The organism is Caballeronia sp. ATUFL_F2_KS9A (assembly GCF_023630765.1).
Taxonomy (GTDB): Bacteria; Pseudomonadota; Gammaproteobacteria; order Burkholderiales; family Burkholderiaceae; genus Caballeronia; species Caballeronia zhejiangensis.
In genome coordinates this window covers 109,145-122,059 of the sequence record NZ_JALQEK010000053.1, presented here as the reverse complement: position 1 = coordinate 122,059, position 12,915 = coordinate 109,145, and the positions used below count along the sequence as shown (strand labels likewise).

Below are 12,915 nucleotides of genomic sequence, written 5' to 3'. Positions count from 1 at the left end.
AACATGCCCGACCATAGTGAATTTATTCTCACCATGTCAAACAGCAAGCAAAAGAACACGAACAAGCGATCTCTGACCGCTGTAGATCTATTCAGCGGCTGCGGAGGGTTGAGTCGTGGCTTGAAAGATGCCGGCTTCGGTGTTGTGGCCGCTGTAGAAATCGATCCTAAGGCGCAAATTACGTACCGCCTTAATCATCCGGATGTCGCGCTCTATCACCGCGACATTCGGGACCTTGATCCAAATGAAATCCTTCGGGAAGCGCGGCTTAAGCCAGGTCAGCTGGACCTGCTCGCGGGCTGCCCACCTTGTCAGGGGTTCTCGCGTCTTCGTACCAAGAATCAACGCGTTTCGGTTGAAGATGATCGAAACAACCTAGTGCACGATTTCTTGCGTTATGTCCGCGCGATGCAGCCGAAGACGATCATGCTTGAAAATGTCCCGGCGCTGGCTCAGGATCAGCGGTTCAACAACATGCTGGAAGAGGTTCGAAGCCTCGGGTATGAGGCTGTCGTGCACGTGCTGGACACGGCCGACTACGGCGTGCCTCAAAGAAGAAAGCGCCTGATTATGCTCGCTTCCCTTGTGCATGAGCCGCGTGTCGCACCAAGGGCCGACCAGCGGGTCACGGTGCGTCAGGCGTTGGGGGGGTTAGCGGCGCCTTCCCGAACAAAGGACCGGCTTCAAGCTATGCCTGAGAAGCGCAGTCCTGCAGTCCGCGAGATCATTGCCCGCATTCCGAAGAATGGCGGCAGCCGGTCAGACCTTGGCGACGAATTTCAGTTGGCTTGCCACAAGAAAAGTGGCGGGTTTCGTGACGTTTACGGGCGGATGGCCTGGGACGATGTCGCGCCTACTATTACCAGTGGATGCCACAACCCGTCGAAGGGCCGCTTTCTTCATCCGTCGTTGAACAGGACGATCACCTTGCGCGAAGCCGCATTGCTACAGGGCTTCCCACCGGAATATTGCTTTGACGTCTCCCATGGCAAGGAAGCGATTGCGCTGATGATCGGGAATGCTCTTCCTCCGCCGTTCATTGCGGCGCACGCGGGTGCGTTGCGCAATGCGCTTCTGCGCGCTCGACGCGCTCAATGACCTCGCGGTTCCGCCCGGCAGCAGTACCGGGGGGTGAATGAGTAAGCTTGCGTCAGCCGAGTCGCAACGTGGCAGAGGATCGCCCCTTTAGCACGAAGCCGCCAATCGTATCCATGCGGTGGATGGCGGCTCTGTCTGGGAAGCCGAACTACCGAGTCAACGTGACTGATCCGCCCGCTCCAGCTTGCACGTCATTTCTGAAGTTCAATCGACTGACACGATGCCAGGACATTGATCATCTCGTACGCTATGTTGCGGTTCCGGTGTCGAGAAGAACGGCCTCAAATTTCCTGTACAGAGAAGCTAGATTCTTCGTTGATATGCGAAACTGGCTTCGTGCTTTCGTTCTCGACAGCGGGCCGCTGGCTGCCACAAGCTTCGGCGCCGGATCGTATATCACAGCACCGTCTACCATCGCCTGAAGAAAAAGCGCAAATTCAGTCCCTTCCCCCAAAAGGACAGGAGTTCTGTAGTAATAGTGCGGAGGAGTCTCGGCGGTCTTCGCATAAGGAACGTACGCGACTGCGGCGTGCTTCCTTCCCCAATGCTCAACGAGACCGGAGAATGTCCACTCGGCTGCGATGTCGCCCGCGGAATCGAGAAGGCGTATGCCGCCGCCAACATCCTTTAGCTTAGCTGACGAAGCGTCGAAGCCTTCGATCACAAGCGTGTGTCCGGACGTCTGCGACCGAACACCGACCTTATGCGAACCTGTGAAGTATATAGTGTCCCCGGGAAGTCGGCGTCCATACTTCCTTAGGAAGGCTTCAACGCCATGTTGGCCGTAGAAGCCTGCGTTGGGTTCGGGTGTCATCAGGGTGATTCTCGATCCGCTATATGCCTTCAGCTCCCAACCCATGAAGTCAGGCGCGGACCTTCCGTTGGGCACGATATCCAGCAATGCCTCAAGCGTGTAGCCTCCGCCGTTCGGAGCGGTATAAGTCACGCGGTTGCCATAGCGATCGAGGCGCATCGAAAGATGGGGGCTCGTGCGGTGGATCTCACTCAGCCTCCGGATAAGCTCCTCCCGAGCGTCAGTTGCTTCGCCGATGCCCACTTCACGTAGTGTTCCGCCGTCCAGCAATGCCGCTCTAGGCGGATTGTCGTGAATTGCCTTGGCGATCGCAGAGTCGGCTCTCGCCAGATACGCGAAAACCATTTTTTCTGCTACGGCGAGGAATAGTACTCTGCCGTCGGGGCCGTTATTGAACCGGCGGTCGGCTTTCGGAATCGGCTGAAAATCGTTGCCGGGAGCCAGCGGGCATCCTTTAATAAAGCCCGACAGACGAACTTCGGGGTATTGCGGGTATAAAATCAGTTGTGCGCCATGAGCCTCCGCAACGTGAAGTTGTGCATCGATCCACGAGAGCGGCATGCGCGCCTTGAAGTTCTGGTACTTGACGCTCGTGTTTGCCTCGATAGTCCCGAACACCAAGAGTTTCAGAACTTCGAAGCTTCCTCCGAGGTAAATCTGCTGCTTGCTGTTGTCATTTTCTGCAAGAAGCTTGCAGTAGACGTGGCGCGTACCGAGTTCCCTGAACCGCGCGAGCAGCGATTCAAGGGACTGAAACTCGTTCAATGTCGGACTCCCTCAGTTCTATGGTCAAAGCCTGAGAGTCGAGGAGCCACGTCTCCAACGAATCAATCACTGTATCGAAACGCTGTTTGCGCCGCCCCTTGATTGAGCACTCCCAGACTGTCGCAACGCGCCAGCCAAGTGTGCGCAAAGCTTCCTGCGCGATTGTATCGCGCCGCATATTCTGTTCAATCTTTTCCATCCAGAACTCCGTTCGAGTGCGCGGCAATTTGAACAGATGGCAGTTGTGCCCATGCCAGAAGCATCCGTGAATAAAGACCACTGAGCGCAACCTTGGAAGCACTAGGTCGGGGGAGCCCGGCAGCTCCCGCGCATGCAAACGAAAACGAAGTCCTCTCCTGTGCAGCGCGCTTCTGATAAGCATCTCGGGGCGAGTGTTTTTAGCCCTGATTGCCCTCATATTTCTAGAACGCACCTCGGGGCTATGGACGTCTGTCACAGCTATGCCGCAATGCTTTGGGCTGCGTCGTCGGTAAAGAGATCGCGTTGGACAGTGATCGTTCGCGATTTCACGATTCGCGACTTCATCAGCTTCGCGACAGCGGCGAAAACGGGTACAACAACAGAATTACCAAATTGTTTATAAGCCTGCGTATCGGAGACCGGAATCTTGAACTCGGACTTTCCCACTCCGTCGTACCCCATTAAGCGGGCGCATTCGCGTGGCGTAAGCCGACGTGGACGGTTCCGAAGGTTTTCTGGATCATGGAAATCCTTGTTCGGAGCGAAGCCGCGATCAATCAATATTTCGGATCCGTCCTTGTAATATCTGGCCGACAGCGTTCGCGTGATGTCGGATCCCTTAACTAGGCCGTACCCGAAGCCGTTGCCTTTTGCCTTATGCTTGATCGAGTAGTTGTACAGGTACTCCCATAGTTTCGGCGTGAGGATGTACTTGTCGTCGACCTTCGTATCCAAGATCTCCTCAAGCATTGGCCGTTGCTTCGGAAATTTCTTCGAGATGTCACGTAGGGTGAATCCGGTATGCAGACCAAGATCTTCCCGGAAACCCACCAACACGATCCGCTCCCGGTGTTGAGGAACGAAGTTCGCGCCGTCGATGATCTTCGGATCGTCGGACCCGGAGGCATCGAGGTCGGCTATCCAATAGCCGAGCTCCCGCAGAGTGTCGACGATAACCTTGAATGTCTGTCCTTTGTCATGGCTCTTCAGGTTCTTGACATTTTCCAGAACGAACGCGGCCGGGCGCTTGGCCGCTAGAATGCGGGCGACATCGAAGAAGAGCGTACCTTGCGTCTTGCATTCGAAACCGTGAACGTGCCCCAAGGCATTCTTCTTTGAGACACCCGCTATCGAAAACGGTTGGCAAGGAAACCCGGCGAGCAGCACGTCGTGGTCAGGAATATTTGCGTCGATGTGGCGGTAAGCATCTGCTTCCGGGACGTCGCCCTGATCGCTAAGGGTAACCTTCCGAATGTCGTCGTTGAACTTGTGGTAGCGAGGGTCCGAATAGTAGTTAGCTTTATACGTTCTAACGGCCTGCTCGTTCCATTCACTTGTGAAAACGCACCGCCCGCCAACGCCCTCAAAGCCTCTCCGGATTCCTCCGATACCAGCAAAGAGGTCAATGAAGTCGAACTCGTATGACGTACGCGTTGGCCGCGACGGTAACAGCGTCTTCAAGGCGCAGTACTCGATGTGTCGCAAACGTGGCGAAGCCTTCCCATTAATCCATCGATTGATGGTCTCGCGACACCAAGAGCCCGGAGCTACCTCGTTGAGAAAGGCCGCAACATACTTTTGGTCGTAGATTTCGAGTACTTGTTTGACGAGATCGAACTCGTCCAGGGACGCATCCATGGTGGCTTTTGGTGATGGGTTGCTCGTGTGATATTTTATCACTCAATTGACCCAGCGGAGAGAATAGGCGATTAGCAACAAGGACGAGGCTTGACTAGCTCAGTCGACGGGATGTCGCAGGTCCAAGCTGCGCAAGAGAGCAGAATGACAAAGCAACGGATCGGTGCGCTTATAAAGACCGTGCTTGCCGCCGCACACGAAGTCCTTCCTCATTGGGAGCACGTTGATGTCTGGCTGCCGCCCGGATCAGCCTTGCACGTTCGCCGCATGGCAGAAGAAGCTCTGTCCCGATTGAAATCGGAAACTTGATACACATTCGCCAACGCCAAAGGTGTGCCCGATATTCCGCAGCGGCGTATCGAAAACATAACGGCTTGTCCAAAAGGCTGCGTCAACACGCCTATTTCAGTGGATTCGTGGCGTGAACGCTGCCGCATCCCGGTCAATGGCCGCGTCTAGTGCGCAGACGTAAGTTTCGCTGAATGCCGAATGCGTGCGATGCCGTAAGCGACCTCACGCCGTCACGGTTCAAACGTGTTTGCAGCGACGGCTAGAGTCTGCGCCAGCCAAATCGGTAGATTACCTTTCTATGAAGAGTCTGCGATCCCTTGCATTGTCGCTCGCGTTTGCACGCCTCGCTGTCATCAGGACCTGATCTTAATGTCCGGCAGGCGGTAGACGCTGAGACTACCTGCGAACTCAGTGGTGACATTCTTTTCCCGCACGCTAGTCAATGAAAGACATTCTCATTGCCTGCCCATCGGCATAGAAACGTAAGCCCTTTCGGTCTCAGAAGTCCGTTTGATGCCTAACACCAAGGATCCCCCAAGGATCGAATTTGGTTCGGGGCCGTACTTAAGTTTTTGCAGGCTTCAGCCGTAATACATCCGGTGTGCCATGACGACTCTGTCGTAGGTTGCATCTTCGTTGAGAATATCGAGAACAAAGACGCGAGGGGAAGATGTATCGACAACCGATGGCTGTGCGACTTCGTCGGACGGGGATGTTCTGCTCATCTCGCGCTACGGCGACGCGATGCTATGCGATGCGACGTGGTGCGACGTGGTGCGAGGCGAGGCGACGATGAATGATCTTGGCTCGGCGAAAGCAACGATGCTGTCGCCACGTCGTGGGATAGCGACGTTAATCGGAGCGCGCACTGCGACCAATGCTGATTTCCAGCGAGAATTGGTTTTCAACATCGCAAATGTTGGTCACTGCGGAGAAGTTGCATGAATAGCCGTTGCGATGTCGCTTTTGCTAATGGCTTCCTCCCGAATCCCGAGCAACGCACCGTGCTTGAAGCGCGGGTCAATGATTGGCTTCTCGTTGAAGCGGGGCCCGGCACCGGAAAGACGCAAATCGCCGCAATGCGTCTCGCGCATCTGTTGCAACAGGGGCTTCGGCCGGCGCAGATTCTCGTTCTAAGCTTTTCGCGCAGTGCTGTCGCTGCACTTATGCGTCGAATTGCAAGTCTCACTGTACAGGACGAGGCTATCGTCGAGGATCTGCGTCATCTCGCAATTCGCACATTCGATGCGTGGGCGTTCCGCATGCTGCGTCAGAACGGCGTGGATGCCGCCGACCTTTTGCGCAGGTCTCACGATGAGAACATTGCGAGCGTGACCAAAGAGCTTGGGGCGGAAACCCCATTCGGCGATCGGCTCTCGACGATTCGTCATGTGATTGTCGATGAGTTTCAGGATCTGCCGGGCGTCCGCGCGGAAATGGTGATGGCATTACTTCGGCATCTCAATCCAAAGTCGGAAAAACGTTGCGGATTTACCGTGCTTGGCGACCCGGCGCAGTCGATCTATCGATTCGCTGCCCGAAGCGAGAACGGCCTCGCCCCTGCCGACCCATGGGCTGGGCTGAGGCAGCGGATGGGGCCGAGCCTGCGAGAGATCGCGCTCATACAAAACCATCGCGCCACGAAGCAGCTTGCTGCAATGGCCGCGGGTCTGCGCAAAACTCTTGGCACTTCGTCGATCGATGCCGACGCGAAACTTGCGGCCATGAAGAGATTTCTCGGTGACCTTCCGCTGTTTTCCACGGACGAGAAACTCGGCGCCGGAGTGCGGGCCCAACTTCCACAGCATTCGATGGCCATTCTGACGCGCACGAACGGGGAAGCGTTGCGCGTCTGGCAAATGCTTATGGGTCACAGCGACGCCGCGTCTGGCACCGAAATCCGCCTTCGCCTTGCCGGAGGCGTGCCGTCCGCGCCCGCGTGGATCGCGGCACTCCTGTCCACCTTTAGACCGCGAAGCATGACCCGGACGGTGTTCGACAAAGTTTATCAGCGGCTTTGCTCGCTGCACGACGAAGCGACCATCGAAAATCTCGGCCTGCCATCAGCCGATGCTGCGTGGCAGAGACTCACTCGCGCGTCCGGTGCGTCGGAGACAGCCACGTTTATCGATCTCGATTCTCTCAACGTGCGACTTGACTGGCCCGACGCGTTTCCGGAGGACGAAAAGGGCAGGCCGGCCGCGGTGCTTGTCACGACCGTGCATCAGGCGAAGGGGATGGAGTTCGACAGTGTCGCCTTGCTGGAGGTGAATCCGCGCAACGCCGACAAGAAGCCAGTGTGGATTTCGTCGCGGTGACGCGTGCCGCCCGTCAGCTCAGCCGGCTTCCGGCGACCATCATCTACGCGCCGTTGTCGAACCGCAACTTCCCGCACGGTCGCGTCAGGCAGGTCGACTGGAAAAAGATGGTCAACGTGCAGACCGGCCTGCCGGGCGACCTTGATACAACAAGCTTCATTGATCCTTTGATTCTGGGTAGCGCCGATGCCGTGAAGGCGCTTCAAGATAACTTGGTGAAGCATGTCGCAGACTGGCGCGGTCACAAGGTCGTTCTTCGCAAGGTCGTGGTCATGACGCCTAAGAGTGACGAATCGGAAGGCGAAATCCGCCGCGTACGCTATGACATCTACCTCACGGCCGCGGACGGCGACGGCCCGCTTCTGGGGAGAACGTCGGACCAACTGACTCAGGACCTGCTCGATCTCCTCTGGAAGCCCGGCTATGACCTTCCGAAGCAGATCTACAACCTTCGCATTGCTGACGTGGTTTCGGTCAGCGCTGACGGACACCTTTCCGAATCGGTTCCTGATCCTTGGCGCACGAGCCGACTCTGGCTCGGCTTCACGCTGATCGGTTCGGGGGATTTCAAGACATGGAAGCGCAATGGGAAATAGCACGCAGGACAAGGCTGTCGTCCGGAACCATCTGGTCGGAATGGCCCGGGCGCTGCTCGTCGGGCCGCTCGGGAATGACGAAACGCTCGAATCAGCACCGGTCGATACTTATCTCACCGGCATTCTCTGGCCGCGCGGAACGAGCACCGATGCTGTCGATGATGATGAACGCGACGCCGATGCGGGCGGCGACGATTCAGGCATGGATGCGGCCGTTCCCGGCTATCGGGCAATCCGGCCGTGCAGCATTGGCATCACGTTCGCCGTTCGCGCCGGCGCGTCACTGCGAATTGATCTTGGCACGACCGCGCGATACCAGCCGCAGGATGACATCGCCGTGGCCGATGACAAGAGCGACTCCGCCGCTGCGGCCTATCCCGCTGAGGAGAATGCCGTCACGCGTGCGGACGGGTCAGGGAGGCCACGCAGGCGATGGGTGCGTCGTGAGCTCGGCTATAACCTCACGTTTGACGCGGACGGAGACCCCTGTACGAAGGTGCATCAGCAATTCGTGGGGCGCGATGGCACCACAATTGAGGACAAGGCATTGTCCCTCCACGTGCGCCGCCGCGCTGAAGGCGGACAGTATGTCTTCACGATCACGCTCATCAACGAGGAGAAAGACGCTCCTGGCAGCGGGTCGCGTGACGCTAAATGTCTCTTTCAGACCGAACTCATCATTCGTGCGTCGCTTCGCGACGAACCCGCGATCGAACCGAGGCCGCTGGCGTCGCCCGACCCGAGCGACCGAGAGGCGCTAACCAACGCCCTGCTTTATCGGGATGTGAGTGAATTCGCGACCGGTCATGGAATCGCGGCGATGTGGGACGCGCGCCCGAACGGCGCCGTCCCCGAAGTCCGGACATCGTGGATGCCGCAAGCCATGGTGGCAGGCACGAGTGCTGACGGCCATGCGCTGCTCTCCAAATTTCGCGCTATGTGGCCCGACGCATTGCGCGCCGCGTGGCTGGGCATTGAAACCGCCCGTGAATCCGTGACGAACGCACTCGATGCCTTCGTCGGCTGCTACGGGCGATGGATCGAACAGACGCTGGAACCGCGCCTCGCAGGTTTCGGGGGCGAACTTGACTCCGCGGCTCGAGCTAATTTCGAGCGATGCATGTCCGCATACCGGAGAATGCGCGACGGCGTCGAGGTGCTGCGCAGCGACACCGCAGCCTGGACGGCGTTCGCGCTGGCGAACATGGCAATGGACCGGCAATCGGCTTTTCCTGGAAAGGGCGACTCGCGTCGTCCGCTCGTCTGGCGGCCGTTCCAGCTTGCCTTCATGCTGCTCGTGATTCCGGGACTGGTCGATCCCGCGCGCGAAGATCGCAGTTGCATGGACCTCTTGTGGTTCCCGACGGGCGGCGGCAAGACGGAAGCCTACCTCGGTCTGACGGCGTTTCAGATCCTGCATCGCCGGCTCGTGGACAAGGCGCGTCGCGCGGATGGCGGCGTCGATGTGCTGATGCGCTACACGTTGCGCCTTCTGACAGTGCAGCAGTTCCAGCGCGCGGCAGCACTGATCGCGGCTTGCGACTTCATCCGCCAGACCGACGCTCGCCTCGGCGATGCGCGCATAACGCTGGGGCTTTTCGTCGGCGGCGAAGCGACTCCGAACACGATGGATGCAGCCCGCACGGCGATCGCGGAAGAGCAGGCGAATCAGGCGCCTCCGTCGACACCCCGGCAGTTGCTCCGTTGCCCGGTTTGCGGAACAGATCTTCCTGCGACCGCGTTCCATGCAGACGAGATCCGACCGAAAGTCGACATCCGGTGCCCGAATGCCGATTGCGAAACGGCTGGCCAACCGCTGCCGGTGCTCACGGTCGATGAAGAAATCTATTCCGCGCCGCCGTCGCTGCTGATCGGCACCGTGGACAAGTTCGCCCAGATTCCCCGGCGCACGGACCTCCGGAGGCTTTTCGCGCTGGATGGCGGTGCGCCGCCCGGACTGATTATCCAAGACGAGCTGCACCTGATTTCCGGTCCGCTCGGTTCGATGGCCGGTCTCTACGAGACTGTCATCGACACGTTTTGCACGCGCGGAAACATTCGTTCGAAGGTGATCGGGTCGACCGCGACGATCGGGCACGCGGAGCAGCAAGTGCGCGCGCTCTTCGACCGGAGCGTGCTGCAGTTTCCCCCGCTCGGCTTCGATGCGTCTGACTCGTTTTACGCGGTTCGGGACACGGATGGCCCGGATCGTCTTTATGTCGGTGTTCCGACGGCCGGACGCAGTCCGAAGTTCGCGCTTCAGGCGCTGGTCTCATCCCTGTTGCAGTCGGCTTCGTATCTGAAGGACAAACGGAGCGGCGATCCGCGTCACGTCGATCCTTACTGGACATGCGTCGCGTATTTCAACAGCCTGCGCGAACTGGGCGGCGCGCACGTTCTGATGCAGGATGACGTTCCGCGCCAGATGCAGTTCCTGTCGCGCCGGCTGGAGATGGACAAGCGCGTCCTCGAAGCGCCTCCCGTCGAGCTGAGCAGCCGCTGTTCGTCGCGGGAATTGCCCAGAATGCTGAACGCCCTGTCGAACACGCTCGAGAACTTCGAAGCCGACCCGACTGAAAACGAGCAACCGAAGGACACAGTGCTCGCGTCGAACATGATCTCCGTCGGCGTCGACGTGTCGCGTCTCGGATTGATGGTCGTGAACGGTCAGCCAAAGTCGACGGCCGAATATATTCAGGCAAGCAGCCGGGTGGGCCGAGGCATTCCCGGACTTGTTTTCACCCTCTACAACTCGGGTCGGCCTCGCGATCTGTCTCATTTCGAGCACTTTGGCGCCTATCACGGCGCGCTCTACAGGAGCGTCGAGGCAACGAGCGTGACGCCGTGGGCGCCGCGGGCGCGCGACAAGGCTTTGCACGCGGTCATGGTGTCACTGGTCCGGCATCTGATCAGCGGCATGTCCGGCGATGAAGACGCGGGAAAGTTCGATGCTTCCGATCCCATGGTGCGGACGCTGATTGAGGACATTGTCCGCCGCGCCGCAGCAGCCACCGACGACGAACAGGCAGACGACACAGGCGCGCAGCTCCGCGACTTCGCAGCGGAATGGGACCGCCGCAGCGCCGAGGCGCGGTCGTCGCCCTCGGGAAAGATGCGCTACTGGATCAAGAAGGCGCCGTTCGGCCAGACGGCAAGCCATCTCATGTGCGCGGCAGAAGATACGGCGCCGGGCAGCAGTCAGGGCCGGCCAACGCCGAACTCCATGCGCGAAGTCGAGCCGTCGTCGGCGTTCGTGCTCAAAACGATCAAATCGAAGCCGGAGAACAGATAGTGGCCACTTCACGATACTCAGGCCGCCGTTCCGGCGGTGCACCGGCGGCTACCGCAAAGCCGGGTGTCAAGCCGGTGGGCAAGGTCCGGCGCTCGCAGCTCATTACCACGTATGGAATAGGTGCGATCGTCGATCTCGAAAAAGGTTCTTTCATGCCGATGGGCCTGGAAGACTGGGAAGCGGCGACAAGTCTGCCGACACTCACTATCGGCGAGGCGCGCCTTCAGGCGCAACTGGGTGTAGGCCATTTCCGCCTGCCACCGATCGCCGAGGAAATGCGCAATGTTCGCGGACGCGTCGATCCGTTGCGCTCGGTGCCCGCCACGCGATTTCCAGCATGGCACGAATGCCCGCGATGCCATCGCATCGGGACGGAGGGTGATCCGTTCGTGCTCGAAGCGGATGGCGCGCGGCTCCAGTGCGTGGCGCACAAGGGAGAACCTGTCGATACCGCGCCCGTGCGATTCGTCATCGCCTGCCGACGTGGTCACATGGACGAATTTCCCTGGAAGTGGTGGGCGCACCGGCGCCACGAGGCGGGCGTGTGTGACCGGCCTCAGCTGGAGGTTAAATCGCTGGGCAAGTCAGCATCGCTCGGTGATCTGTACGTGCGCTGCCGGACCTGCGGCGCATCAGAATCGATGGGCGACGTTTTCATGCCCGAAAGCGTGAAAGGGCAGGGTTGTGGCGGTTTCCGCCCTTGGTTGCACGACCGCCAGGCGGGATGCACTGAGAATCCGCGCGTTCTTCAGCGAGGCGCGTCGAACGTCCATTTCGCCGTGGTTGCGTCGGCATTGTCCATTCCGCCCGTTTCCGAAGCGACGTTTCAGATCATCGAGCAACAGTGGATCGTGCTGAGTGCAGTGAGCGCGGAAGCCCTCGGTCCCGTGCTGAAAAGCCTGTCCTCGACATTCGGCGTGCCGGTGGAATCGCTGCGCGCCGCTTATGCGGAGAAGCTGAAGATCGGGGACAGGGCCGCGACGCTGACCGACGCCGTATCGCGTGCCGAGGAGTATGCCGCGCTGTCGACGAATCGTGACGACGCGATCGTCGGCGGCGTTGCGCCGCAATTCTGCAACGAAGTATTCGAACCGCCGGAGTCGTTGTCCGAATGGTTCGACTTGGTGGGTGCGGTCTCGCGACTACGGGAAGTGCGTGCGCTAGCAGGCTTCACGCGTATCGAGCCGTACCCCGTCAGCGTCGAGGGCATCGCCACTGCCATTCGCGAAGGCCACGTCGCGCGGCTGTCAAAGACGCAGAAGGACTGGCTGCCGGCTGCCGAAATTCGTGGCGAAGGGCTGTTTCTTCGGTTCAGAACAGACGCCATCGACGCGTGGCTGAGCGACAATCCCGGAATCGCGAACCGTGTCGGCATATTGGACGATCGCGCGAAGGCCATTGCAGCCGAGCGGGATCGTGCGCCGGAGCATCCGGTCACCGCGCGCCTCCTGCTCGTCCATTCCTTCGCGCACGCATTGATTCGCGCGATCTCGATCGATTGCGGTTATTCGTCGTCGGCGCTCCGCGAACGTCTATACGTCAGCGATGCCGACGATCAGCGTTCCGCCATGAACGGCGTGCTCATTTACACCGGTTCTCCGGATTCGGAAGGCAGTCTCGGGGGACTCGTGCAGCTCGCAGAGCCGGGCAAGCTCGAACGCATCGTCCTGCGCGCGCTCAAGGCGATGGAGTGGTGCGGCAGTGATCCGGTGTGCATCGAAACCGATCCGGCGCAGTCCGGCGACAGCATCAGCGGCGCCGCCTGCCATTGCTGTCTCCTCGTTCCCGAGACTGCTTGCGAGAAGTACAACCGGGAACTCGACCGGACGATGCTGGTTGGGCCGGCTCCGGATTTCCAGGGCGCGGCATGGAGAGGTTTCTTCGAAAAATACGTGGATTGAG

At 59.3% G+C, this 12,915-nt stretch carries 9 protein-coding genes; 6 read left to right on the top strand and 3 right to left on the bottom strand.

Features of this window, described 5'->3' with window-relative positions; translation table 11 throughout:
- Nucleotides 1-3: 3 nt before the first annotated feature.
- Entirely contained in the window at nucleotides 4-1,098 is a 1,095-nt protein-coding gene (locus NCS67_RS30180; RefSeq protein ID WP_250437765.1) for a DNA cytosine methyltransferase, read from the top strand.
- Between the two features lie 247 nt (nucleotides 1,099-1,345).
- On the opposite strand, the gene NCS67_RS30175 is transcribed toward NCS67_RS30180, so the two are convergent.
- Genes NCS67_RS30175 through dcm form a run of 3 tightly spaced genes read right to left on the bottom strand, consistent with a single transcriptional unit; the run spans nucleotide 1,346 to nucleotide 4,516 of the window.
- Nucleotides 1,346-2,677, bottom strand: coding sequence for an MvaI/BcnI family restriction endonuclease (locus tag NCS67_RS30175; RefSeq protein ID WP_250437764.1), 1,332 nt, complete (start codon nucleotides 2,675-2,677; stop codon nucleotides 1,346-1,348).
- The gene (locus NCS67_RS30170) at nucleotides 2,655-3,134 is read right to left on the bottom strand and encodes a very short patch repair endonuclease (RefSeq protein ID WP_350029147.1); all 480 of its coding nucleotides are present in this window, start codon (nucleotides 3,132-3,134) and stop codon (nucleotides 2,655-2,657) included. Before NCS67_RS30170 ends, NCS67_RS30175 begins: the two co-directional genes overlap by 23 nt.
- Before the next feature lie 2 nt (nucleotides 3,135-3,136).
- Entirely contained in the window at nucleotides 3,137-4,516 is a 1,380-nt protein-coding gene (gene dcm / locus NCS67_RS30165) for a DNA (cytosine-5-)-methyltransferase (RefSeq protein WP_250437762.1), read from the bottom strand.
- 111 nt (nucleotides 4,517-4,627) lie between these two features.
- On the opposite strand from dcm, the gene NCS67_RS32075 reads away from it, so the two are divergent.
- The 5 genes from NCS67_RS32075 to drmB all read left to right on the top strand — a co-directional run bounded on the left by NCS67_RS32075 (nucleotide 4,628) and on the right by drmB (nucleotide 12,914).
- Nucleotides 4,628-4,825 carry a TrfB-related DNA-binding protein gene (locus NCS67_RS32075; RefSeq protein ID WP_350029148.1) on the top strand — a complete coding sequence of 66 codons (198 nt, stop codon included), beginning with the start codon at nucleotides 4,628-4,630 and terminating at the stop codon, nucleotides 4,823-4,825.
- Between the two features lie 923 nt (nucleotides 4,826-5,748).
- Nucleotides 5,749-7,125 (top strand): UvrD-helicase domain-containing protein, encoded by a 1,377-nt coding sequence (locus NCS67_RS30160; RefSeq protein WP_250437761.1) that lies wholly within the window; start codon nucleotides 5,749-5,751, stop codon nucleotides 7,123-7,125.
- A complete protein-coding gene (locus tag NCS67_RS30155) occupies nucleotides 7,107-7,721 on the top strand; it encodes a hypothetical protein (protein WP_250437760.1) in 615 nt (204 codons plus the stop codon). Before NCS67_RS30160 ends, NCS67_RS30155 begins: the two co-directional genes overlap by 19 nt.
- Nucleotides 7,711-11,013: a helicase-related protein gene (locus NCS67_RS30150; RefSeq protein ID WP_250437759.1), complete on the top strand. Its 3,303-nt coding sequence runs from the start codon at nucleotides 7,711-7,713 to the stop codon at nucleotides 11,011-11,013. Before NCS67_RS30155 ends, NCS67_RS30150 begins: the two co-directional genes overlap by 11 nt.
- Nucleotides 11,013-12,914 carry a DrmB family protein gene (gene drmB / locus NCS67_RS30145; RefSeq protein ID WP_250437758.1) on the top strand — a complete coding sequence of 634 codons (1,902 nt, stop codon included), beginning with the start codon at nucleotides 11,013-11,015 and terminating at the stop codon, nucleotides 12,912-12,914. Before NCS67_RS30150 ends, drmB begins: the two co-directional genes overlap by 1 nt.
- Nucleotide 12,915 lies beyond the last annotated feature (1 nt).

Excerpts from the sequence above, each read along its gene's own strand:
- NCS67_RS30180 (WP_250437765.1), top strand. The coding sequence starts at position 4 with ATGCCCGACCATAGTGAATTTATTCTCACCATGTCAAACAGCAAGCAA.
- dcm (WP_250437762.1), bottom strand. The coding sequence starts at position 4,516 with ATGGATGCGTCCCTGGACGAGTTCGATCTCGTCAAACAAGTACTCGAA.
- NCS67_RS32075 (WP_350029148.1), top strand. The coding sequence starts at position 4,628 with ATGTCGCAGGTCCAAGCTGCGCAAGAGAGCAGAATGACAAAGCAACGG.
- NCS67_RS30160 (WP_250437761.1), top strand. The coding sequence starts at position 5,749 with ATGAATAGCCGTTGCGATGTCGCTTTTGCTAATGGCTTCCTCCCGAAT.
- NCS67_RS30150 (WP_250437759.1), top strand. The coding sequence starts at position 7,711 with ATGGGAAATAGCACGCAGGACAAGGCTGTCGTCCGGAACCATCTGGTC.